20 protein-coding genes and 3 tRNA genes are annotated in these 23,156 nt (G+C 42.5%); 3 read left to right on the top strand and 20 right to left on the bottom strand.

Annotation, left to right across the window (positions count from 1 at the left end):
* The first annotated feature begins 191 nt into the window (after nt 1–191).
* Nucleotides 192–1,343 carry a methionine adenosyltransferase gene (metK, locus tag GFB48_RS00940; RefSeq protein WP_163930247.1) on the top strand — a complete coding sequence of 384 codons (1,152 nt, stop codon included), beginning with the start codon at nt 192–194 and terminating at the stop codon, nt 1,341–1,343.
* Nucleotides 1,344–1,747: 404 nt separating this feature from the next.
* Here the strand turns inward: metK and GFB48_RS00945 are convergent, their stop codons facing one another.
* The 4 genes from GFB48_RS00945 to GFB48_RS00960 all read right to left on the bottom strand — a co-directional run bounded on the left by GFB48_RS00945 (nt 1,748) and on the right by GFB48_RS00960 (nt 3,188).
* Nucleotides 1,748–2,449: a TorF family putative porin gene (locus tag GFB48_RS00945; protein WP_163930249.1), complete on the bottom strand. Its 702-nt coding sequence runs from the start codon at nt 2,447–2,449 to the stop codon at nt 1,748–1,750.
* A 412-nt stretch (nt 2,450–2,861) separates the two neighbouring features.
* Nucleotides 2,862–2,938 (bottom strand) — tRNA-Trp (locus GFB48_RS00950).
* Nucleotides 2,939–2,986: 48 nt separating this feature from the next.
* A tRNA-Trp gene (locus GFB48_RS00955) sits at nt 2,987–3,063 on the bottom strand.
* A gap of 48 nt (nt 3,064–3,111) precedes the next feature.
* A tRNA-Trp gene (locus GFB48_RS00960) sits at nt 3,112–3,188 on the bottom strand.
* A 218-nt stretch (nt 3,189–3,406) separates the two neighbouring features.
* Here GFB48_RS00960 and sstT point away from each other — a divergent pair.
* Entirely contained in the window at nt 3,407–4,621 is a 1,215-nt protein-coding gene (gene sstT, locus GFB48_RS00965; RefSeq protein ID WP_163930251.1) for a serine/threonine transporter SstT, read from the top strand.
* On the opposite strand, the gene GFB48_RS00970 is transcribed toward sstT, so the two are convergent.
* The 3 genes from GFB48_RS00970 to GFB48_RS00980 all read right to left on the bottom strand — a co-directional run bounded on the left by GFB48_RS00970 (nt 4,618) and on the right by GFB48_RS00980 (nt 6,834).
* The gene (locus GFB48_RS00970) at nt 4,618–5,949 is read right to left on the bottom strand and encodes an FAD-binding oxidoreductase (protein ID WP_163930253.1); all 1,332 of its coding nucleotides are present in this window, start codon (nt 5,947–5,949) and stop codon (nt 4,618–4,620) included. The genes sstT and GFB48_RS00970 overlap by 4 nt on opposite strands.
* Nucleotides 5,946–6,512, bottom strand: a complete 567-nt coding sequence (locus GFB48_RS00975; protein WP_163930255.1) for a GNAT family N-acetyltransferase — start codon at nt 6,510–6,512, stop codon at nt 5,946–5,948. Before GFB48_RS00975 ends, GFB48_RS00970 begins: the two co-directional genes overlap by 4 nt.
* A gap of 70 nt (nt 6,513–6,582) precedes the next feature.
* On the bottom strand, nt 6,583–6,834 hold the full coding sequence (locus GFB48_RS00980) for a hypothetical protein (protein ID WP_163930257.1): 252 nt from the start codon (nt 6,832–6,834) through the stop codon (nt 6,583–6,585).
* Between the two features lie 134 nt (nt 6,835–6,968).
* Between GFB48_RS00980 and GFB48_RS00985 the strand changes: the two genes are divergently transcribed.
* Complete coding sequence (locus tag GFB48_RS00985; protein ID WP_163930259.1) at nt 6,969–7,247, top strand: peptidylprolyl isomerase; 279 nt, start codon at nt 6,969–6,971, stop codon at nt 7,245–7,247.
* A gap of 78 nt (nt 7,248–7,325) precedes the next feature.
* Here GFB48_RS00985 and GFB48_RS00990 read toward each other — a convergent pair whose 3' ends face one another.
* From GFB48_RS00990 to rimP, 13 genes are all read right to left on the bottom strand, one after another.
* A complete protein-coding gene (locus GFB48_RS00990; RefSeq protein ID WP_163930261.1) occupies nt 7,326–8,567 on the bottom strand; it encodes a NupC/NupG family nucleoside CNT transporter in 1,242 nt (413 codons plus the stop codon).
* A gap of 180 nt (nt 8,568–8,747) precedes the next feature.
* Complete coding sequence (locus GFB48_RS00995; protein ID WP_163930263.1) at nt 8,748–9,485, bottom strand: TatD family hydrolase; 738 nt, start codon at nt 9,483–9,485, stop codon at nt 8,748–8,750.
* Nucleotides 9,486–9,581: 96 nt separating this feature from the next.
* Nucleotides 9,582–11,171, bottom strand: coding sequence for a peptide chain release factor 3 (prfC, locus tag GFB48_RS01000; RefSeq protein WP_163930265.1), 1,590 nt, complete (start codon nt 11,169–11,171; stop codon nt 9,582–9,584).
* A gap of 158 nt (nt 11,172–11,329) precedes the next feature.
* Entirely contained in the window at nt 11,330–12,496 is a 1,167-nt protein-coding gene (locus GFB48_RS01005) for a nucleotide sugar dehydrogenase (RefSeq protein WP_163930267.1), read from the bottom strand.
* Nucleotides 12,497–12,602: 106 nt separating this feature from the next.
* A complete protein-coding gene (gene rfaH, locus GFB48_RS01010) occupies nt 12,603–13,100 on the bottom strand; it encodes a transcription/translation regulatory transformer protein RfaH (protein WP_163930269.1) in 498 nt (165 codons plus the stop codon).
* Nucleotides 13,101–13,124: 24 nt separating this feature from the next.
* The gene (gene nlpI / locus GFB48_RS01015) at nt 13,125–13,988 is read right to left on the bottom strand and encodes a lipoprotein NlpI (protein ID WP_163930271.1); all 864 of its coding nucleotides are present in this window, start codon (nt 13,986–13,988) and stop codon (nt 13,125–13,127) included.
* 89 nt (nt 13,989–14,077) lie between these two features.
* On the bottom strand, nt 14,078–16,174 hold the full coding sequence (gene pnp / locus GFB48_RS01020) for a polyribonucleotide nucleotidyltransferase (protein WP_163930273.1): 2,097 nt from the start codon (nt 16,172–16,174) through the stop codon (nt 14,078–14,080).
* 179 nt (nt 16,175–16,353) lie between these two features.
* Nucleotides 16,354–16,623, bottom strand: a complete 270-nt coding sequence (gene rpsO / locus GFB48_RS01025) for a 30S ribosomal protein S15 (protein ID WP_163930276.1) — start codon at nt 16,621–16,623, stop codon at nt 16,354–16,356.
* Nucleotides 16,624–16,729: 106 nt separating this feature from the next.
* Entirely contained in the window at nt 16,730–17,668 is a 939-nt protein-coding gene (gene truB, locus GFB48_RS01030) for a tRNA pseudouridine(55) synthase TruB (RefSeq protein ID WP_163930277.1), read from the bottom strand.
* Between the two features lie 2 nt (nt 17,669–17,670).
* Entirely contained in the window at nt 17,671–18,081 is a 411-nt protein-coding gene (rbfA, locus tag GFB48_RS01035; protein ID WP_163930279.1) for a 30S ribosome-binding factor RbfA, read from the bottom strand.
* A gap of 40 nt (nt 18,082–18,121) precedes the next feature.
* Nucleotides 18,122–20,785, bottom strand: a complete 2,664-nt coding sequence (gene infB, locus GFB48_RS01040) for a translation initiation factor IF-2 (RefSeq protein ID WP_163930281.1) — start codon at nt 20,783–20,785, stop codon at nt 18,122–18,124.
* Nucleotides 20,786–20,812: 27 nt separating this feature from the next.
* Nucleotides 20,813–22,324 carry a transcription termination factor NusA gene (nusA, locus tag GFB48_RS01045; RefSeq protein ID WP_163930283.1) on the bottom strand — a complete coding sequence of 504 codons (1,512 nt, stop codon included), beginning with the start codon at nt 22,322–22,324 and terminating at the stop codon, nt 20,813–20,815.
* A gap of 26 nt (nt 22,325–22,350) precedes the next feature.
* Nucleotides 22,351–22,806, bottom strand: a complete 456-nt coding sequence (rimP, locus tag GFB48_RS01050; RefSeq protein WP_163930285.1) for a ribosome maturation factor RimP — start codon at nt 22,804–22,806, stop codon at nt 22,351–22,353.
* Nucleotides 22,807–23,156: the final 350 nt, after the last annotated feature.

Below are 23,156 nucleotides of genomic sequence, written 5' to 3' on the forward strand. Positions count from 1 at the left end.
GATCTTAATAAACTGAAAAACAGTTATATAGACTGTTTGACTGTGTTCACAAAACAGTCAAAACATAGGCACTTATGATCACTTTTTTGATTTCGGTAGTGCCAAATCTGTTTTTTTTATTTAGAATAGACGTCTAGATGTAAAAACATCCACACGTATTAACCGCTAAAGATAAGTGAGACCGTTAAATTATGGCTAAACATTTATTCACTTCAGAATCTGTATCTGAAGGTCATCCAGATAAAATCGCCGATCAGATTTCTGATGCTGTACTTGACGCCATTTTAGAACAAGATCCAAAAGCACGCGTCGCTTGTGAAACTTATGTAAAAACCGGCATGGTAATGGTTGGTGGTGAGATCACCACTTCTGCATGGGTCGATATTGAAGAATTGACTCGTAAAACCGTGCGCGAAATTGGTTACACCCATTCAGACATGGGTTTTGATGCTGATTCCTGTGCTGTACTCAACGTGGTTGGTAAACAGTCACCTGACATTAACCAAGGTGTTGACCGTGCTGACCCACGGGAACAAGGTGCAGGCGACCAAGGTCTGATGTTTGGTTATGCGTCAAACGAAACCGACGTCTTAATGCCAGCGCCGATTACTTACGCTCACCGCTTAGTGAAGCGTCAAGCAGAAGTTCGTAAAAACGGTACTTTGCCATGGTTGCGTCCAGATGCTAAGTCACAGGTAACCTTTGCCTATGAAAATGGCATTATTACTGGTATTGATGCGGTAGTGCTTTCTACTCAACACTGCGATTCTATTTCTCAAGCTGACCTTGTAGAAGCGGTACGTGAAGAAATTATTAAACCAGAACTACCAGAAAAGTGGATCAACAAAGACACCAAATTCTTTATCAACCCAACTGGCCGTTTTGTTATTGGTGGTCCAATGGGGGATTGTGGTCTAACTGGTCGTAAGATCATCGTTGACACATATGGTGGCATGGCCCGTCATGGCGGTGGTGCTTTCTCTGGTAAAGATCCATCTAAGGTTGACCGAAGTGCCGCTTATGCCGGTCGTTATGTTGCTAAAAACTTAGTCGCAGCAGGAGTGGCAGACAAGTGTGAAATTCAAATTTCATACGCTATTGGTGTTGCTGAACCAACGTCTATTTCCGTAGAGACCTTTGGTACAGCCAAAATTTCCGAAGAAAAGATCAATGAGTTAGTTCGTCGTCACTTCGACCTACGCCCTTATGGTCTGATAGAAATGTTGGATCTAAATCGTCCAATTTATCTACCTACAGCAGCATACGGTCACTTTGGTCGCGAAGAGTTCCCATGGGAACGCACAGACAAAGCTGAAGCCATTCGTGCTGACGCTGGTTTATAACCAGCCATACTAATTATCGATACCCGCCTTGTGCGGGTATTTTTTTATTCGCACATCAGAAGATAGAAAATCAGCATAATTTCAGATATTTGCTACATTTATTAAATGGTAAAAAAAATCAGTCTAAAGCACTACACTATATTTTAGGAACGCTAACGAAAGCACTTATCTGCCAATGTCCAAATTGCAAACAAGAGTCTTCGTTCCTGAGGGTCAAACGTAAGTTTATTGAGAAAATTTTACACTTCAACCATGCCAAAATGCGATGTCGTTGTTGCCATAATACCTTTTGGTGCGATAAAGAAATTAACCCTTCCAGTAAATTAATGACATAAAAAAAACCCCAATAATTGCTGTCCAACTATTAGGGCTCAGTTCAGTCCAAGTATTTCTTGGCAATCAACTTAGAACGACTTAGACACTGTGAATAACAAGCCATTGCTGTTTTTAAATGCACCACTGTCTACCACTTCTTCTTGGTTATCCATAAAGTTAACAAGATAAGCGGCTGAGAAATCTAAGCCAAAGTGTGAAGTACTTAGACCAATCGAAGTATCAACATAGGATAGGTAATCGTAGCCAGAATCCCAGTATTCACCAAAGTTATGACCCGCGTGTAAATCAAGATTTAGATTATCCATCAATTCATGGCTGTAGTTAGCACTAACGTAATGGCTGGTCATGCCGGTGTTACCCGCATTGTTTGTCACATAGTACTCTAGATCTACACCGTAACTAGAGAAGCCAAGAATAAGTTCTTCATAGCTGTCAATGTCAGAAGAGCCAGGATATTGATAGCTAATTAGAGTTGCAGAATAACTGTTGTTATCATCGATTTCACCCCAGTAGCCAGCGTATAGATCCAGTTCCATATCACCGCTGGTGTCTTGACCATAATCTAGGTTCGATGCCCACGCCCCCACAAACCAGCCGCTATCAAAGTTAACGTCAACGCCTGCTTGAATCGCTGGATTGCCGGCAGACAATGACTGACCACGCCAACGGTAATCAGAAGTGAGTGCGACATTACCAGAGACTTCCGCCGCAATTGCTGTAGCTTGTGCGGCCACCAAAAGGCCAGCTGTTGCCAGTAGTTTTGTTTTCATTTTTTTTACCACCTTAAAACAGAAGCAATGCTTCTTTAAAAACTTAATCGCAAATTATCACAAGCCTTAAAAACAGCAACTAAAGCTAATTTTAATAAAAAACAGCTCTTTAAAAGCCTTCTTATGTTAAAAGGAGGTGACAAATAAAGGCCAATTGTTACAACAAGGTTAATCCAACAACAATAACCATGGCATTGGCGCGCCACTCAACCCAAAGGGTTAACATTAACGGCAAAATGAAAGAATTACAGTTAATTCATAATCAATAGAAACTAAAAAATTTTCCGGCAGCAAAACATGACTTTAAGCATTAAGCTAGGCTTGCTCTGAATCAGTGTGCAATTTTTTAAGCTTTGAATCTGAAATAGAAGATACAAAAATGCCGAGCATCGGCTCGGCATTTTTGCTTGTGTGGCAGGGGTGACAGGACTCGAACCCGTAACCATCGGTTTTGGAGACCGCTGTTCTACCAATTGGAACTACACCCCTACAAGTTTTGTATTAAAGCCGCTAAAGAATTAGCCACTTCAAATTGTGTGGCAGGGGTGACAGGACTCGAACCCGTAACCATCGGTTTTGGAGACCGCTGTTCTACCAATTGGAACTACACCCCTACAAGTTTTGTATTAAAGCCGCTAAAGAATTAGCCACTTCAAATTGTGTGGCAGGGGTGACAGGACTCGAACCCGTAACCATCGGTTTTGGAGACCGCTGTTCTACCAATTGGAACTACACCCCTAAAGCGAGAGGAATTATACAAAAGCCTCCCCAAAGGTAAAGCGCTTTTTTAGAATAATGCCTCTGTTTGCTTTTATTTCGAACGATATTGCTCAATGTCGATCAGTTAACACTTCAGAAACTGAGCTAGATCACACTTTTTTAGCTCTGCTTAGTAGTAGTACAATGACACAGGTATTATGCACACTCACTATAATCATTACTTTTTAGGAACATTTTATGAAGCTTTTGGCAGGGATGATAGCGCGGCTATCGAATTCTAGTTTGGTGCTACAAATTGTTGTTGGCTTGATTTTTGGGATCATTATTGCTTTGCTTGATCCCACCACCGCTAAAGCTTTTGGTTTATTAGGGGAGTTATTTGTTGGCAGTCTAAAGGCTGTAGCCCCATTACTGGTGTTTGTGCTAGTTATTGCTGCTATTGCTACCCAGCAGCATAACCACACCGCTAAGCTTAAACCGATTATTGGTTTATATCTATTTGGTACTTTTGCCGCCGCCCTGATTGCGGTCAGCATGAGCTTTGCTTTTCCAGTGTCTCTTAGCTTGGCGACCCAAAGCACCGAATTAAGTCCTCCTCAAGATGTTATTGAGATCCTTAAAACTCTGCTTTTTAAAGTAATTGATAACCCTATAAATGCCCTAGCCAATGCCAACTTTATTGGCATTTTAACTTGGTCAATCGCTTTAGGTGTGCTCTTTAAGCGTGCCAATGACAATACCAAAGTAATGATTACTGATGTTTCAGAAGCCATTAACACCATGGTAAAGTGGATTATTCGTTTTGCACCTATCGGTATTTTAGGACTGGTTGCAAATACTATCGCAACCACAGGTTTTAGCGCGTTGTGGCAATATGCTGAACTGACTGCGGTACTGATCAGTACCATGTTACTGATGGCACTGGTGATCAACCCAATGATTACTTATATCTTTATTCGTAAAAACCCTTACCCTCTGGTTTTTACAACCCTAAGACAAAGCGGGGTGACAGCATTTTTTACCCGTTCATCTGCAGCAAATATCCCTGTTAACCTAGATCTGTGTAAAAAACTGCAATTGCATGAAGATACCTATTCTGTTGCCATACCTTTAGGTGCCAGCATTAACATGGCCGGTGCTGCTATCACCATTACAGTGCTGACCCTAGCGACCGCCAATACCTTAGGAATCGAGGTGGATTTTGCCTCTGCAGTATTACTTAGCCTAGTGGCATCGATTTCTGCTTGCGGTGCCTCTGGAGTCGCAGGAGGCTCGTTACTGCTGATCCCATTAGCCTGTAGCTTATTTGGTATTAGCAATGATATTGCCATGCAGGTAGTGGCCGTTGGTTTTATCATTGGTGTGATTCAAGATTCGACCGAAACCGCCCTTAACAGCTCAACAGATGTACTCTACACCGCCATTGCAGATAAGGGCTCGAAAATTAATTAAAACCACTTATCGGCAATTCGCCCATATTGGTAATAACCCCACTGGCCAACCCGTCTTAAAGGCGCCAGTGGGAATTTTGGTGCTGGATTACTGTATAGTGGCAGTTGCGGGACCTTTTCGCCACTGAGCATTTGTGCCAATCGATATCCAGCCTGGGCACTAAAAGAGACACCTGAGCCACAATAACCAATGCTATAACCCTGACCATTTTGGGCATACACATGGGGCATATCATCAAGCGCCGCCGCTATCCAGCCGTGCCACTTATATTCTATTGGCTGTTGAGCTAATACCGGAAAGCAAACGGCCATGGCCTGCTGCAGTCTTTGATAGTAGACAGCCTTATTAGCATCCCTACCACGGATCGCGCCCCTGCCACCAAACAGCAATCGGTTATCTGGTAGTAAGCGGTAATAATATTTTAGACGGCGAGTATCCATCACTAATTGTTTTGAGGATAATCCCACTTGGGCTAACTGTTGCGCTGATAATGGTTTGGTCACCATCACCGATGACAAAATCGGTAAGTAACGACTGACTAAATCCGTGTCTAAAGATTTTGGCCCATAGGCATTGCTAGCAAGCACCATCTGCTTTGCTTGAATGTTGCCACCGGCACAACTCATCTCATAACCACTTGTAGTTAATTGATATGACTCCACTAAGGTATTTTCAAAAATATCCACCCCTGCATTGGTGCACATTTGCTTGTACCCTAATAATAACTTTAGTGGCTGCACCCCAAAGCCATCACTAAACTTGAGCGCACCATATGCTTTGGCATTGTTCATTAATTGCTGCTGTAATTCAGACCCATTGACATAATAAGCCTCAGCATCGATATGTTTATTGATAAAATCACAGCTGCGCTGTAATGCTTGAGCAGCCTTTTGGTGGTGAGCAACTTTATAATAGCCTTTGGTTTGAGGCTCACAGTCAATACTGTGCTGTTCGATCAATGATTCTACCCGCATTACCGCATCACTAAATTCACGGTAAATGCCTTCAGCAGTCGCCACATCCCAGCGTTTGGCCATATCGGCAAAACCGAGACGACCGGAGCCCTTTAAAACAAAACCGGCATTACGTGCACTCGCACCAAAGCCTATCTGGTTGGCTTCTAACACGCACACTTTGCGTTGGTGTTCGGTCGCTAAATAGTAGGCTGTTAGCAAGCCTGTGTAGCCACCACCAATGATAGCGACATCATAATTAGCATCACACTGTATGCTCGGGTTAGCCTGTCCTAATTGGATTTGACTGGCCCATAAGCTCGAAGCAAATGGGGTGTGTTGAGGAGACGGATCAATCAAAGGATCATAACTCATACGAGATCCTCAAATTTCAATTGCATTTCCATTGCTGTGCATTGGCAATCGAAGCCACATATCGGACAATCATAATTGTTGATCAGCCCTTCTTCATTCCAACGCTTGGGATGGGCTTTAATTAATGTTCCACCGGCTTTGGAAAAGTAGCGCACTGCAGCATTGTTTGGACTTTCTTTCCATAGATGGCTTATTCCAGCAACGCCACCTTGGGCTTTCACGGCTTTAATGGATGCCATTAGAAGTTGACCACCTATGCCTTTTCCTTGGGCATCAAAATCTACCGTGTTACATTTAAAATAACACAATTTAGTGATACCCGAGCACCACAAATCAGGGGAGCACCATTTATCGGCTTGCCAGTTACCCGGCGCATAGGTCAGCCGAAAGCCCAGCATGCGGTCGCCTTCCATTGCGACAAAGTTACTATTTATGCCGTTTTTAATTGCCAAAGGGGCTTTTTTCCTTAGCTCTTCCAAACTAATGTAACCTGAACCATGCACCTTATTAGCAAGGCTGACTAATTGTTGATAATGTTTGGGTTGTAAATTAATGATTTCCATATCTTTACCACTGTAATAAAAAGCTAGATCCCAATCTACTTTATATGTCAGCTAAAGCCAAACATCATCATTAATGACGAATCATATATTCCAAAGTTTTAATTAATTTATCCGCTTCTTTGTCGCTGCTGGCGTGACAACTGAATATCCCATTACGATTGAAACAAATCGCGCATGATTGGTTTTTAATACAATATTTATTACCTGAAGAACACATAAAAGCATTGAGGTTGCGATAGTGGAACCCGCTAGAGAGAGGGGAGCCGTTGTGAACCACCATTTGGTAAGCTTTTAGTACTGTGTCAATTTTTAGATCAAGCATAAGACCTCCTCGCCATCCTTGAGCTAAAATACATTTACTGTGAGTAAACTTACGCCTCTATTTAACATACAGATCAATACAACTTGTAATAACCGCTTTATAATATGGTATTAACGATATTTAAGAGTGAACCCATGGCACGAACAGCAGCAGCATTGCATATTTTAGTCAAGCATCAACAACAGGCTGAAGATATCATCAAGCAACTTGAAAAAGGGGCTAAATTCCAAACCTTGGCAAAGAAATATTCTAAATGCCCTTCTGCAAAACGAGGGGGAGATTTAGGTGAATTTAAAAAAGGACAAATGGTTCCCGCATTTGATAAGGTTTGTTTCACCAAGGAAATTTTGACTCCACACCTCGTTAAAACTAAGTTTGGTTGGCATGTCGTCAAGATCCTGTATCGTACTTAGGCTGATAACTGCTAAAACAAAAGGGAGGTAAGCTAAGCTTACCTCCCTTTTTAAATGTAAATTTTATTTAATTAGCAATTAGAAGCTAATAAACAAACCTGCAATAGTCGCACTCATTAGGTTCGATAGCGTACCTGCAGCGACTGCTTTCATACCAAAGCGAGCGATATCACCACGGCGTGCTGGTGCTAAGTTACCTAAACCGCCAAGTAAGATAGCGATAGATGATAGGTTAGCAAAACCACAAAGTGCAAAAGCAATGATCGCTTGGGTCTTCTTAGATAGTAATTCAGGGTTTTCAGCTAAGAAACCGATGTAAGAAGAATAAGCAACAAACTCGTTAAGTACTAGTTTTTGGCCAATGAATGAACCAGCGTGGGTTGCTTCAGCCCATGGCACACCAATCAAGAATGCTAAAGGTGCGAATACGTGACCAAGTAGGCCTTGTAAAGTGACACCTTCGAAACCGAAGAAACCACCAATACCACCTAAAATACCATTCACTAATGCAATCAAACCAATGAAAGCTAGTAGCATTGCACCAATGTTTAACGATAACTGAAGACCAGATGCTGCACCTTGAGCGGCTGCATCAATTACGTTAACAGGTTTTGCTTCTGCTTCCTCTTCACTTTCTTTTAGTTGCTCAATTGGCTTACCTGTTTCAGGCATGATGATTTTAGCAAAAAGAAGACCACCAGGTGCAGCCATAAATGACGCAGCAATAAGGTATTCTAGCGGTACACCCATTGCAGCGTAACCAGCCAATACACCACCAGCAACAGAAGCTAAACCACCACACATAACGGCAAATAGCTCTGATTCAGTCATTTTAGCAACAAAAGGCTTAACAACTAATGGGGCCTCAGTTTGACCAACAAAGATATTAGCAGTCGCAGACATAGATTCCGCACGCGATGTACCAAGTACCTTTTGTAATGCACCACCTAGTACTTTAATAACAAATTGCATTACGCCTAAGTAGTAAAGTACAGAAATCAGTGCAGAGAAGAAAATTACCGTTGGTAGAACTTTTAGAGCGAAGATAAAACCAATACCTTCAACAGAAAAGTTCACTAAGTTACCGAATAGGAAACCAATGCCGTCATTACCATAATTAATAACATTTTGAACACCACCACTCATGGCGTTTAAAATATCGCGTCCCCAAGGAACGTACAGAATGAAAGCACCCAGAGCGAACTGGATAGCAAAAGCACCACCCACAGTGCGGAAGTTAATAGCCTTGCGGTTATTTGACAGTAGTAGTGCGATACCCATAAGTACCAGCATTCCCACTAAACTCATGACGATTGACATCAACCCAAACCTCGTTTTTTTAATGATGAGTATTTTTAAACACTGGCATTATATTTCACTGAAATGAAAAGTCTGTTTTTGTTTGTGTTTTTATCCAAAAAACTTCATAAAATGTTAGCCCCATCACATTGAAATAATCTCAAAATGACATAGATCACACATTTCAATAACACCGCCAGATTATAGCCTAAAAAACATACTGGCATTAACGTTAAGTTGGGTTTTTAAATCCGCTGGCGATTGGTTAAGAATACGACTTATTTCTAGGAGAACTAAATCTAGAGCCCTTTGAATTTGTTGGATGCCAGTTCCATAGCGTTGATGTTTAAATGGTGCATCGGTTTCTAACAACACATTTTCAACACCAAGCAAAGCGATGACTTCGACTAACTTACTATTATCCCTCAATAGTGCAGGACCGATACCTAGATAGCCGCCGGCATCGACAACCTGCTGAGCTTGCTGCACATTGCCATAAAAGCCATGAACCACAAATCCAAGTTGATATTGCTTAAGGACTTGCAATAATTCAGGTAACGCTTTCACACAATGAACAATAAGCGGTAATTGTCTTTGCTGGGCAAATTGACAGTGCCAGTGTAAACACTCTATCTGGATTTTTATATCAGGCCCATTTACTTTATCTACCCCTGTTTCTCCAATGGCAATAGGCTGATACATTTCCATTAGTTGCGCTATGCGTTTTAGCTGCGCTGGATGATCATTATCGATATACCAAGGATGCAAGCCTAAAGCGAAATGCTCAAGCTGGTGCTTATCAAGCAGCTGCTTAGAATGTTCTGGACTGATCCCTGGCATAATCGCTAGGTCGACACCGCTTTGCGCAAGTGCGGCAATCACTTGCTCAATGGGTTGTTCCAATTCAAATAAATCTAAATGACAATGAGTGTCAATCATAAACATTACCTAACTAAAGATATGCCTTCACTTTAGCAAATTTGGCCTTAAAAAAAAGCGAGCTAATGTAGCTCGCTTTATCTTCAGTTGACCCTTCTAGTTTTCACGGGTCTGATTAAATTTGATATCTGGATGTCTTTCCATCGCCAAATTCAAGTTAACATAAGTCGGTGCAATGTAAGTAAGGTTATCTGCTCCATCAAGGGCTAAGTTAGCATGGGCCTTACGTTGAAACTCGTCCATTTTCTTAGCATCATCACAATATACCCAACGGGCTGTCGCTACAGAAATCGGCTCATATACCGCTTCGACTTTATATTCTGTTTTTAAACGATGTACGACCACATCAAACTGCAGCACACCAACCGCACCCACGATTAAATCATTATTCATCAGTGGACGGAATACTTGCACAGCGCCTTCTTCTGAAAGTTGCACTAAGCCCTTTTGTAACTGCTTTTGTTTTAAAGGGTCTTTCAATCGAATGCGGCGAAACATTTCCGGAGCAAAGTTTGGAATACCACTGAATTTCAGCGCTTCACCTTGAGTAAAGGTATCACCAATCTGAATCGTACCGTGGTTATGTAAACCAATAATATCACCCGCAATCGCACTCTCAGCCGCACTTCGGTCTCCAGCCATAAAGGTTACTGCATCGGAAATACTGACGTCCTTACCTAGGCGCACATGGCGCATCTTCATGCCTTTAGTATATTCACCAGATACAATGCGCATAAATGCGATACGGTCACGGTGCTTAGGATCCATATTTGCTTGGATTTTGAATACAAATCCTGAGAACTTGTCATCTTGAGCCGTCACTTGACGCTCGTTGGTTTCACGAGGCATTGGCGCTGGAGCCCACTCGGTTAAACCGTCAAGCATATGATCGACACCAAAATTACCCAGTGCGGTTCCAAAGAATACAGGGGTCAGCTTACCCTCAAGGAAAAGAGTCTTATCAAATTCATGGGAAGCGCCGACCACCAGCTCTAACTCTTCACGAAGTTGCTGTGCTAAGTCTTCGCCAATTGCTGCATCAATTTCTGGATTATCAATGCCTTTAATCGCACGACGCTCTTGAATGGTAGAACCTTGGCCGGTTTGATAGAGCACCACTTCATCACTATGAAGTAAGTAAACTCCCTTAAATTCCTTACCACAACCAATTGGCCAAGAAACCGGAGCACAAGCAATGTTTAGCTCTTGCTCTACTTCATCAAGTAGTTCCATTGGATCACGGGTATCACGATCCAGTTTATTCATAAAAGTAACGATGGGGGTATCACGCAAACGCGTTACTTCCATCAGTTTACGGGTTCTATCTTCTACACCCTTAGCCGCATCAATCACCATCAAACAAGAATCAACAGCGGTTAATGTACGGTAGGTATCTTCAGAAAAGTCTTCGTGTCCAGGGGTATCCAGTAGGTTTACCATACAGTCATTATAGGGAAACTGCATTACCGAAGTGGTCACCGAAATACCACGTTCTTTTTCCATTTGCATCCAGTCAGATTTAGCGTGAGTACTAGAACCACGCCCTTTTACCGTTCCAGCACTTTGAATGGCGCGCCCGAATAACAATACTTTTTCGGTAATGGTCGTTTTACCCGCATCAGGGTGAGAAATAATTGCGAAGGTTCGGCGCTGGGAAATCGCTTCTAAAGTGGCAGTATCTGACATCGACTTTTATCTTCTTGGTAAATTTAGACTATTTGCCTGCAAGTATAGCTAACTTCTAACAGGCCAAATTTTAATGGGCGCTATTGTCGCTTATTGTGGCGACAGATACAATTAAGCGAGGTAAAAACCTCGCTTATTTCACTGATTAATATTGCCAGTTAATCTGAAGTGAAAAGATCCCTAGTATAAACCTTTTCTTTGACATCATCGAGTTCTGGGCTAAGGCGATTAGAGATAATAACATCTGACAATTTCTTAAATTCCTCAAGATTGGTAATCACTCTAGAGTGAAAGAATTCAGACTCAGTCAATACTGGCTCATACACGACGACTTCCACACCTTCAGCTTTGATGCGTTTCATGATCCCTTGAATACTGGATGCTCTGAAATTATCAGATCCCGTTTTCATGATCAGTCGGTAAACCCCAACAACTTCTGGCTTTTTAGCCAAAATAGACTCTGCAATAAAGTCCTTACGAGTGCGATTAGCTTGGACGATGGCATTAATCAAATTGTTTGGCACATCTTGATAGTTAGCCAATAGTTGTTTGGTGTCTTTTGGTAAACAGTAACCACCATAACCAAAAGATGGGTTGTTGTAATGTTTGCCAATTCGAGGATCTAAGCCAACACCTTCAATGATTTGACGACTATCGAGACCATGGGTTTCCGCATAGGTGTCTAACTCATTAAAGTAAGCAACCCGCATCGCAAGATAGGTATTAGCAAACAGCTTCACCGCTTCAGCTTCGGTTGAATCAGTAAACAACACATCAATATCTTGCTTAACCGCCCCTTGCTGCAATAAGTGCGCAAATACTTTAGCGCGCTCACTACGCTCACCAATGACGATTCTAGATGGATGCAAATTATCCTTCAAAGCACTGCCTTCACGAAGGAATTCAGGAGAGAAAATAATATTGTCACATTTAAACTTGTCACGCACCGATTGAGTATAACCCACTGGCACAGTTGACTTAATGACCATTACCGCATCCGCGTTAATCGCTAGAACATCTTCAATTACCGCTTCTACTGATTTCGTATTAAAGTAGTTAGACTGGGGATCATAGTCCGTTGGGGTCGCAATAATAACGTAGTCAGCCCCTTTAAAAGCCTCTTCTTTGTTTAGCGTTGCTTTAAGGTTTAACGTTTTATTTTGCAGAAAATCTTCTATTTCAGCATCGACAATCGGTGAATGTCCGGCATTGATTTGGGCGACCTTCTCTGGCAGCAAATCTAATGCAACCACTTGATTATGCTGTGCAAGTAAAACGGCATTGGATAGGCCTACATAGCCTGTACCCGCGACTGCTATTTTCATTTCGATTCCAATATTGATAAGGTTTTAATCCGCATTAGTACCATATAAAGTTTATACTATTATGAAATTTAGACACTTTTTTAGAAAAAGTTGAAAGACGTCAAAATTATTTGGATATCAGTTGCTTTTTAGATACTTCTAGACTTTGAGTCTTGCCGAGCATATTTAATAAAATAATCGCTCGATCTTCACCTTTGGAAGATTGAAATACCGCTTCTAGATAGGCGAAAGGACCTTCAGTAAGCATCACTTTTTCACCCTGAGCAAACTTTTCCAGCTCGATAGGAGTATTTTGCTGCTGCGATAATCTCTGTTTTAAATGCTCAATTAATTCATCAGCGACCAACTGCAGTCGTGATCCATAACTAACGGTTTTAACAACCCCTCGAGTCGCATTAATCGTCGCAACAGAAAACAAGCTAGAATCAAATCTTACAAAAATATAGCTCGTGAACAAAGGCTCATTAACTTGAGTTTTTTTACCTTTAACAGTTTTCGTCTTTTCAATAACAGGTAAGTAAACCTCAAGTTGCTGTCTTTCAAGATTGACTTTAGCTCGCTCTTCTTCTTTGGGTTTGGTATAGACTAAATGCCAAGCTTCCAAAATAATACTCCTACTGAACAATCGCTACGCTGACGGCGAAGATGCATCTTGTTGCTGCAGCTCTAATTGAGCATAACGATATTCTACAAAATCATAAACCGCAGTATTAAGTGTTTTTTTGAAGTACTTTTGAGCTAACGCAAGGTCGCCATCAATCTTGGCTTTTTGGCCTAAATAAAAATAAGCTTCACAAGCCCTTTGCTGCAACTGATTTGGTTGATTTAAGCCTTTTTTGGCAATGACAAATAATTGCTGTTCAGAAATATTGCCAGCGATTGCCGCAATTAACGCTTGCTCCCAGCTATTGAGGACTTGAGTTTTTCTCTGTAGTAATCGCTGCTTAGCCATTTTAGGCTGAACTTTAGCTTCATTGATGTAAGCCCATAATGACCTAAAACCATCTTCCGGTTTTATACTCCAAAAAAGTTCAAAATCTTCTGCAGCAATCTCATGACGACTCGCATAATAAAGGGCGATACCGCGGTTTAACAGTGCATAATCATATTTTGGTGCTAACGCCAGCACCATATCAAAACTGTCAAAAGCAAGGCTATACTCTTGCATTAACGTTTGGTAAATACCTAGATAATTGTACACATCAGCAAAATCAGGACGTAATTTAAGCGCATGCATAAAGTCTAGTCGAGCTAAAGTAACTAACCCTAGTTGATCATAGATCTTGCCCCGCTCATAAATAAAGCTCAGTCTTTGATGCTCAGATAAGTCTTCCTGATTGAGCAATTCATTAAGTTTGGCAATGTTTAATTCAAGGCGATAGTCCCTTTGCGCAGGCGTAATCAGTTCAGCATCAGTCTGTTGCTGGGGCAATGCTGCACACCCTGAGAGTGTTAAGGCAACCACCCCCCCTATTAACGACTTTTTAATCATGGCTTTTATGCAATTCCTTATAACTTAGAATCTCATCATAACAAAAAGGGAAGCCCTTAGGCTTCCCTTTTATCATCAATTAATTAAGTTTATTCTGCTTTAGGGGCAGCATTCACTTCTTTCATCGATAGGCGAACTCGACCTTGACGGTCAACTTCCATTACCTTAACTTCAACTTCTTGGCCTTCAGTTAGGTGATCACTTACATTCGCTACTCGCTCTTCAGAAATTTGCGAAATATGAACCAGACCATCTTTACCAGGTAAAATGTTTACAAACGCACCAAAGTCTACGATACGATTTACTTTACCTTTGTAGATTTTACCCACTTCAACTTCTGCGGTAATGGCTTCAATCTTAGCAATCGCCAGTTTAGCTGCATCACCATCAGTAGAAGCAATCTTAACGGTACCGTCATCTTCGATTTCGATAGTTGTACCCGTCTCTTCAGTTAGAGCGCGAATGTTAGCACCACCTTTACCGATAACATCACGGATCTTATCAGGAGAAATCTTGATAGTAGTGATACGTGGAGCATGATCAGAAAGTTCAGTACGAGCACCAGCAATAGCACTGTCCATCACACCTAAGATATGAGTACGCGCACCATATGCTTGCTTAAGAGCGATCTGCATAATCTCTTGGGTAATGCCTTCGATCTTAATATCCATCTGTAACGCAGTGATACCTTCGCTAGTACCAGCTACTTTAAAGTCCATATCACCTAGGTGATCTTCATCACCAAGAATGTCTGAAAGAACCACGAAATCATCGCCTTCTTTAACCAGACCCATAGCAATACCCGCTACAGAAGCTTTAATTGGAACACCGGCATCCATAAGTGCTAGTGAAGAACCACAAACAGAAGCCATTGAGCTTGAGCCGTTTGATTCAGTAATTTCTGAAACTAAACGAATCGTGTATGGGAATTCTTCAATCGAAGGCATAACCGCTTGGATACCACGCTTAGCAAGGCGACCATGACCAATTTCACGACGCTTTGGCGACCCGATCATACCCGTTTCACCCACACAGAATGGCGGGAAGTTGTAGTGCAGCATAAAGCGGCTAGTTTGAGTACCAGTGATACGGTCAATCATCTGAGCATCACGCTCTGTACCTAATGTAGCCGTCACTAACGCCTGAGTTTCACCACGGGTAAATAGTGCAGAACCGTGAGTACGTGGTAGTACACCGGCCAGTACACTTAGGCCACGAACCATTTCTGGATTACGACCATCAATACGTGGTTCACCAGCAACAACACGTCTGCGTACAACTTGCTTCTCTAGAGAGCCAAGCGCACCTTGAACTTCTTGCACATCGATATCAGCGTTTTCAGCAACAAGCGTAGCGATTGCCGCGTCTTTAACGGCATCAACCGCTTCTTTACGCTCAGTCTTAGTCGTAATGCGGTAAGCATCAGATAGACCTTGCTCAGCTAGAGCTTTAACTTTATCGGCTAACTCAACGTTCTTAACTGGCGCACTCCAGTTCCAAGTAGGCTTGCCAGCTTCTGCTTTAAATTCTTCGATTGCCTTGATTACGGTACGGCTTTGCTCGTGACCGAACATAACACCGCCTAGCATGATTTCTTCAGATAGCACTTCTGCTTCTGATTCAACCATAAGTACGGCTGAGTCAGTACCAGCAACGACTAGGTCTAATTTACTTTCAGCTAAGGCCGCTTCTTCAGGGTTTAGTACATACTCACCATTGATGTAACCAACACGAGCAGAACCTACTGGACCATTAAATGGAATACCAGAAATAGCCAGAGCTGCTGAAGTACCGATTAAAGAGATGATGTCTGGTTGAATTTCTGGATCGATTGAAACAACCTGAATAACCACTTGCACTTCGTTTTTGAAGCCATCAGGGAATAATGGACGAATTGGACGGTCGATTAGGCGAGCAATTAGAGTTTCTTCTTCACCCGGACGTCCTTCACGCTTAAAAAAGCCACCAGGGATTTTACCTGCTGCGTAAGCTTTTTCTTGATAATTGACGGTTAACGGGAAAAAGTCCCGACCTGGTTCAGCGTCTTTTTTACCAACTACTGTCACTAATACTGTGGTATCGCCCATAGAAGCAAGAACTGCAGCGTCTGCTTGACGTGCCATAACACCAGTTTCTAGAGTGACCGTATGTTGTCCGTATTCAAAGCTTTTTACAATTGGATTCACTTGACCAATTCCTTTCTTTCATTCAATAGATATTTTTTCGCAGTTAGTATACTGCAAATTAAATTCAAAGATAGGAAAAGCTAACTATTTAAGCAATGAAGTTCTGATTTTATAAAGAAATAATTAATAGAAAGTAAAAAAAAGGTGCCAAAGGCACCTTTTTCCATCTAAAAGCTGTATTAGCGACGTAGGCCAAGCTTTTGGATTAGAGCTGTGTAACGCTCAACATCTTTGCGCTTTAGGTAATCTAGAAGCTTACGACGGCTAGATACCATGCGTAGAAGACCACGACGAGAGTGGAAATCATGGATGTGGGTCTTGAAGTGACCTTGCAAGTGGTTGATCTGTGCAGTTAGAAGTGCAACTTGAACTTCTGGAGAACCAGAATCGTTGTCGCCGCGACCGAAATCAGCTAGGATCTGCTCTTTTGCTTGCTTACTTAGTGACATAATATTACTCCAAATACAGTAGTAGTTTAAAACACCTAGGCCGATCACTAATTCAGCGCTAGGAAAGCGGGCGACATAGTAACGACTAACGCCCGTAATTACAAGTTTATTTCAAATTAACGAGACGTTTAGGGGCAACTAAACCATCTTCGTCGATTTCACCTAAACCAATAAACTGTTGTTGCTCACCTAAAGTCAGACGAACTAAGCCCTCTGCTGGCACACCCGATAGTTGCACCGGCTGACCATGCATAATGTAAGAAGCCATCGTTTCGTCTAAGTTTACCGCTTCAAAGTGAGCGATAGCGGTATCCATAGGTAATAGCAGTGGATCAAGGCGCTCGCTTGGGGTGACCTCGTCAGCTAGGGCATCTTCTAGGATTTTATCCAATTGCTCTAGGGTCACCATACGCTCGTAAGGGTAACCTGATACGCCGGTACGACGTAATTGACTTACAAAGGCACCACAGCCAAGTAGCTCACCTAAATCATCAACGATAGTACGAATGTAAGTACCCTTAGAGCAATGTACTTCCATCTCTACTTCATCACCGTTGAAGCTTAAGATATTGATCTCAAAAACGGTAATAGGACGCGCTTCACGAGGCACTTCAATACCTTGGCGAGCATATTTATATAAAGGCTCGCCTTTATATTTTAACGCCGAGTACATTGAAGGTACCTGCATGGTATCGCCTTCAAAACTGGCTACAGCTTTAGCCAGTTGCTCAGCTGTTACGTTTACTTCACGCTCACTCACAACTTCGCCATCGGCATCAGATGTGGTGGTACGAATGCCTAACTTAGCGGTAACTTCGTAACGCTTATCAGCATCAAGTAAGAACTGAGAGAACTTAGTGGCTTCACCTAAACAAATAGGCAGCATCCCGGTTGCTAAAGGATCTAGGGCACCAGTGTGACCCGCTTTAGCTGCGTTATAGATACGCTTAACACGTTGTAAGGCTTCGTTAGAAGATAAACCTATTGGCTTATCCAGTAGTACAATGCCATCGACCATGCGGCCTTTAAAGCGGCGTCGTCCCATTGTTACTCTTCCTCTTGGGCAGCAGCTTCATTGCTACCAAATTTTTGTTGGCGCTTTTCATCTTCTTTAATTGCATTGGTCACCATGTTAGCCATGTGAATACCATTAATTAAAGATTGATCGTAAACGAAGCGCAGTTCAGGCACGACACGCATTTTGATGCGGCTCGCAATCAACTTGCGTACATAACCTGATGCCTTTTTAAGGGCACTAACTTGTTCTTCAATACGCTCTGGGTTTTCGTCAAAAAAAGTAACGTAAACTTTAGCGTAGGATAGGTCCCGAGATACCTCAACAGAGTTGACGGTTACCATGCCAAGACGTGGATCTTTGATTTCCCTTTGAATGATCAACGCCAGCTCTTTTTGCATCTGTTGACCCACTCGCTGGGTACGACTAAATTCTTTTGCCATTATAAAACCTTAAAGGGCGGCTAACGCCGCCCTATCAATATTACAGGCTACGTGCCACTTCGACTGTCTCGAAGACCTCAATTTGGTCACCAACACGAACGTCGTTGTAGTTCTTAACGCCGATACCACACTCGGTGCCGCTACGAACTTCTTGTACGTCGTCTTTAAAGCGACGTAGTGACTCTAGTTCACCTTCGTAAATTACTACGTTGTCACGAAGTACACGGATAGGCGCGCTACGCTTAATGTTACCTTCGGTAACCATACAGCCAGCAATTGCACCAATCTTAGGCGACTTAAACACGTCACGTACTTCAGCAAGACCGATAATCTCTTGCTTAAATTCAGGCGCTAGCATACCGCTCATTGCCGCTTTAACTTCGTCAATAAGGTTATAAATAACTGAATAGTAACGAAGATCTAAGTTTTCAGCGTCAATTACTTTACGAGCCTGAGCATCCGCACGAACGTTAAAGCCAAGTAGAATACCGTTAGAGGCTGCAGCTAGAGTTGCATCCGTTTCAGTTAGACCACCTACACCGCGACCAATAATGTTAACTTTAACTTCATCAGTTGATAGCTTAAGTAGCGAATCAGAAATGGCTTCTAAAGAACCTTGTACGTCTGCTTTAAGTACTACGTTCAACTCTGAAATGTCGCCTTCTGCCATGTTAGAGAACATGTTCTCTAACTTAGCTTTTTGCTGACGAGCAAGCTTCACTTCACGGAACTTACCTTGACGGTATAGTGCAACTTCACGCGCTTTACGCTCATCAGCAACCACTGTGGCTTCATCACCGGCACTTGGTACACCTGAAAGACCTAAAATCTCAACAGGAATCGATGGGCCAGCTTCTGTTACAGGTTTACCATTCTCATCACGCATTGCACGAACACGGCCGTACTCTAAACCACAAAGTACGATGTCACCCTGTTTTAAAGTACCATCTTGAACAAGTACTGAAGCTACTGGGCCACGGCCTTTATCAAGCTTAGATTCAATGACCACACCAGAAGCCATACCTTCAGGCTTAGCGTTTAATTCAAGTACTTCGGCAGTTAGAAGAATACCTTCTAATAGCTCGTCTACACCCATACCAGATTTTGCTGATACATGGGTAAACATGTGCTCACCACCCCAATCTTCTGGGATAACTTCGTGTTGAGAAAGCTCGTTCTTAACACGATCTGGATCAGCAGTTTCTTTATCCATCTTGTTGACAGCGATGATTAGCGGTACATCAGCGGCTTTAGCATGCTGAATCGCTTCTATCGTTTGTGGCATCACACCGTCATCCGCCGCAACCACAAGCACAACAATATCAGTCGCCTTAGCACCACGAGAACGCATAGCAGTAAACGCCGCGTGTCCTGGAGTGTCTAGGAAAGTGATCATGCCGTTGTCAGTTTCTACATGGTATGCACCGATATGCTGGGTAATACCGCCAGCTTCACCAGCTGCAATTTTGGCTTTACGGATGTAATCAAGTAGCGAAGTCTTACCATGGTCTACGTGACCCATGATAGTGACTACAGGAGCTCGTTGTGAGCTTTCTCCAGCCTCACCGCGTTCTGCTAGTAGTTGCTCCTCTAGCTCATTCTCACGAGTAAGAATAACCTTATGGCCCATTTCTTCTGCAATTAATTGTGCCGTTTCTTGATCAAGAATTTGATTGATGGTTACCATTTGGCCCATCTTCATCAGCAACTTGATGATTTCAGTACCTTTAACTGCCATTTTCTGTGCAAGATCTGCAACTGAAATGGTCTCGCCAATACGAACGTCACGAGTAACCGGTGCCGCTGGCTTATTGAAGCCATGTTGGTTATCTGATTGAGCGCCTTTCTTGCCACGTTGGTTACGACCTTTCGCACCACGACTATTATCTTTCTTCTTAGGGCGACGAGTAGGACGAGAACGCTTCTCTTCTTGCTCATCAGCTTGATCTTCTGCCTCACGAGCATAAGTAGAAGTAGTAGTATGAATGTCAGCGTTTTCACGTTCTTTACGCTTCTTCTCTTCCTCTTCCCAACGCTTAGCATTTTCTTGTGCTAGACGTTTTGCTTCTTCTGCTTTTGCTTTGGCTTCTGCTTCCGCTTTACGGGCAGCCTCTGCTTCTTTTTGCTTTAACAACTTCTCTGCCTCTAAATCTGACTGAGTTTTCTCAACGGCTTTATGGGCAGATTTTGCTTGCGCTTCCTTGGTCGCTTTTGCTTTAGCGGCTTTCGCTGCTTCCGCTTTCTGCTTAGCTAGAGCTTCTTGCTCGGCTTTGGCCTTGGCTTTGGCTTCCTTTTCGGCTTTAAGCTTAGCATCTTGCTCCGCTTTTAATTTTGCTTCTTGCTCAGCTTTAAGTTTAGCCTCTTGCTCAGCTTTTGCCTTAGCTTCAGCTGCCGCTTTTTCAGCTTCTACGGCAGCAGCTTTAACATAAGTGCGTTTTTTACGAACTTCAACTTTAACGTCTTTTTTCTTACCGCCAGCAGCGTTAACACTCAAAGTCGTTTTGGTTTTGCGATTAAGGGTCATTTTATTGCTTTCTGAACCGCCATGGGATTCAGTTAAGTATTTTAATAACGCATCTTTCTCAGATTGAGAAACATTATCTGATGCGCTTTTATTCATACCAGCTTCTTTAAATTGCTCTACAAGACGCTCCTGCGTCTTACCCACTTCTTTGGCGAGTTCTGCAACTGTCATATTTGTCATTTGGTTTAATCCTCCTCGACCAATCTTTTATTCTGAATCGTTAAACCAACATATATTACGAGCAGCCATAATCAGCTCACCTGCTTGCTCATCGGTCAATTCTTCAATATCAGATAGGTCGTCAACACCCTGTTCTGCTAAATCTTCCAAAGTCACAACGCCACGGCTAGCAAGAACAAACCCTAGATGCTGAGTGATCCCTTCAAGATTCAACAATTCTTCTGAAGGCTCGGCACCGTCTAGTGCTTCTTCTTCAGCAATCGCTTGGATAGTAAGTGCATCTTTTGCACGTTTACGCAGCTCCTCTACTGTGTCTTCATCCAAACCTTCAATTTCTAATAACTCAGATACTGGTACATAGGCCACTTCTTGAAGTGAAGTGAAACCTTCTTCAACCAATAGCGAAGCAAAATCTTCATCAATATCTAAGCCATCAACCAGTACTTTGATAAGCTGAGCATTTTCTTCTTGATGCTTAGCATTCATTTCTTCGGTTGTCATTACGTTCAGGGTCCAGCCTGTCAGCTGAGAGGCTAAACGAACGTTTTGACCATTACGGCCAATCGCTTGTGCTAATGAATCAGCCTCTACAGCAATGTCCATAGTTTGACTGTCTTCATCGACAATAATTTGTGCAACATCTGCAGGTGCCATCGCATTCATAACATACTGTGCTGGATTATCATCCCAAAGCACGATATCAATACGTTCGCCACCGAGCTCACCGGTTACCGCTTGTACACGAGCGCCACGCATACCAACACATGCACCCACAGGGTCAATACGACGATCGTTCGTTTTGACAGCGATTTTCGCACGAGAACCAGGATCACGAGCAGCGCCCATGATTTCAATCATCTCTTCGCCAATTTCTGGCACTTCAATACGGAACAATTCAATGAGAACTTCTGGTTTTGCACGACTTAAGAATAATTGTGCACCACGAGCTTCCGGCTTCACGGCAAATAGCAATGCACGGATACGATCGCCTGGGCGAACATTCTCACGTGGTAGCATTTCATCACGATATAAAACTGCATCGGCATTGTTACCAAGATCTACGATGATATTGTCACGGGTAGACTTCTTAACGACACCAGTTACCAACTCACCTTCTTTATCGATAAATTGCTCAACAATCTGCGCACGCTCAGCTTCACGTACTTTTTGTACGATAACTTGCTTAGCCAATTGCGTAGTAATACGATCAAAGTGAACGGACTCTACTTCTTCTTCGATGAAGTCACCTAATTGAATTTCTGGGTCATCAAACTGAGCAGCTTCTAAACCAATTTGACGAGTTGGGAACTCGACCAAACCATCAACGTACTCGACCACTTCCCAACGTCGGAAAGTGACGAAGTCGCCGGTTTTCTGATCAATTTCAACACGAACATCAATTTGAGCTTCGGTCTCAGCTTCATGTTTCTTCTTTTTCGCTGTCGCCAGGGCGATTTCTAGCGCTTCAAAAATCTTTTCGCGAGGAAGCCCTTTCTCATTTGAAACTGCTTCTGCGACTAACAGGATCTCTTTATTCATTTGTTTGCCTCATTCCACCCTGAACGTTAAAACTTAGCGACAATATTCGCTTTGCGAACATTATCTAAAGCTACTGTAGTAAGTTTATTATTTACTTTCAAAGTAATAAACTCACCATCTACTGATTCGATTGCGCCTTTTAACTTACGTGCGTTGTCAACGGGCATATGAAGCATCATAATCACTTCTTGACCTTGAAACTGCAAGTAGTGGGCAGCAGTAAATAATGGACGCTCAATACCCGGAGAAGAAACTTCAAGGGTATATTCTGTTTTTATTGGGTCTTCAACATCTAGCACAGCGCTAACTTGGTGACTCACCTCAGCACAGTTATCTACAGTAATACCGTCTTCGTGATCAATATAAATACGAACCGTGGAAAACTTTCCTGCACGTACACATTCAATGCCAACTAGCTCAAAGCCTATTGCTTCGACTGCAGGCGTTAACATTTCTGTAAGTTTTTGCTCTTGCGTTGCCAAAATGACCCCCATAAAACAAAAAAAGGGCATAGAGCCCTAGGATGCCTAATCTAAGTTTATACCTAAATCAAGCTGAACGACTTACAAGACACATCTTCAAAAAAAAGATAATAAAAAACCCCGTAAAATACGAGGTTTAACTGTCTTGACCTAGTATTAACCACATTATCCATGTGGCATGCAAACTATGGTAAGGTTTGCACTAGCTGAACTTAATCAGCTTAAATCTCAAATAATGCTTAGAGAGTACCGAGTACTGACTACAGATTATTGAGGAACTTGGATGCGGGGGCCGGATTTAATACCGATACCTTCGCTGGCTGTTATGAAGAGCTGAGCCCGAGGGCGCT

Source organism: Paraferrimonas sp. SM1919 (assembly GCF_010993985.1).
Taxonomy (GTDB): Bacteria; Pseudomonadota; Gammaproteobacteria; order Enterobacterales; family Shewanellaceae; genus SM1919.

What these genes read in the sequence shown, in the direction of transcription:
- metK (WP_163930247.1), top strand. Translation starts at nt 192, where the DNA reads ATGGCTAAACATTTATTCACTTCAGAATCTGTATCTGAAGGTCATCCA.
- GFB48_RS00945 (WP_163930249.1), bottom strand. Translation starts at nt 2,449, where the DNA reads ATGAAAACAAAACTACTGGCAACAGCTGGCCTTTTGGTGGCCGCACAA.
- sstT (WP_163930251.1), top strand. Translation starts at nt 3,407, where the DNA reads ATGAAGCTTTTGGCAGGGATGATAGCGCGGCTATCGAATTCTAGTTTG.
- GFB48_RS00970 (WP_163930253.1), bottom strand. Translation starts at nt 5,949, where the DNA reads ATGAGTTATGATCCTTTGATTGATCCGTCTCCTCAACACACCCCATTT.
- GFB48_RS00975 (WP_163930255.1), bottom strand. Translation starts at nt 6,512, where the DNA reads ATGGAAATCATTAATTTACAACCCAAACATTATCAACAATTAGTCAGC.
- GFB48_RS00980 (WP_163930257.1), bottom strand. Translation starts at nt 6,834, where the DNA reads ATGCTTGATCTAAAAATTGACACAGTACTAAAAGCTTACCAAATGGTG.
- GFB48_RS00985 (WP_163930259.1), top strand. Translation starts at nt 6,969, where the DNA reads ATGGCACGAACAGCAGCAGCATTGCATATTTTAGTCAAGCATCAACAA.
- GFB48_RS00990 (WP_163930261.1), bottom strand. Translation starts at nt 8,567, where the DNA reads ATGTCAATCGTCATGAGTTTAGTGGGAATGCTGGTACTTATGGGTATC.
- GFB48_RS00995 (WP_163930263.1), bottom strand. Translation starts at nt 9,485, where the DNA reads ATGATTGACACTCATTGTCATTTAGATTTATTTGAATTGGAACAACCC.
- prfC (WP_163930265.1), bottom strand. Translation starts at nt 11,171, where the DNA reads ATGTCAGATACTGCCACTTTAGAAGCGATTTCCCAGCGCCGAACCTTC.
- GFB48_RS01005 (WP_163930267.1), bottom strand. Translation starts at nt 12,496, where the DNA reads ATGAAAATAGCAGTCGCGGGTACAGGCTATGTAGGCCTATCCAATGCC.
- nlpI (WP_163930271.1), bottom strand. Translation starts at nt 13,988, where the DNA reads ATGATTAAAAAGTCGTTAATAGGGGGGGTGGTTGCCTTAACACTCTCA.
- rpsO (WP_163930276.1), bottom strand. Translation starts at nt 16,623, where the DNA reads ATGTCACTAAGTAAGCAAGCAAAAGAGCAGATCCTAGCTGATTTCGGT.
- truB (WP_163930277.1), bottom strand. Translation starts at nt 17,668, where the DNA reads ATGGGACGACGCCGCTTTAAAGGCCGCATGGTCGATGGCATTGTACTA.
- rbfA (WP_163930279.1), bottom strand. Translation starts at nt 18,081, where the DNA reads ATGGCAAAAGAATTTAGTCGTACCCAGCGAGTGGGTCAACAGATGCAA.
- infB (WP_163930281.1), bottom strand. Translation starts at nt 20,785, where the DNA reads ATGACAAATATGACAGTTGCAGAACTCGCCAAAGAAGTGGGTAAGACG.
- nusA (WP_163930283.1), bottom strand. Translation starts at nt 22,324, where the DNA reads ATGAATAAAGAGATCCTGTTAGTCGCAGAAGCAGTTTCAAATGAGAAA.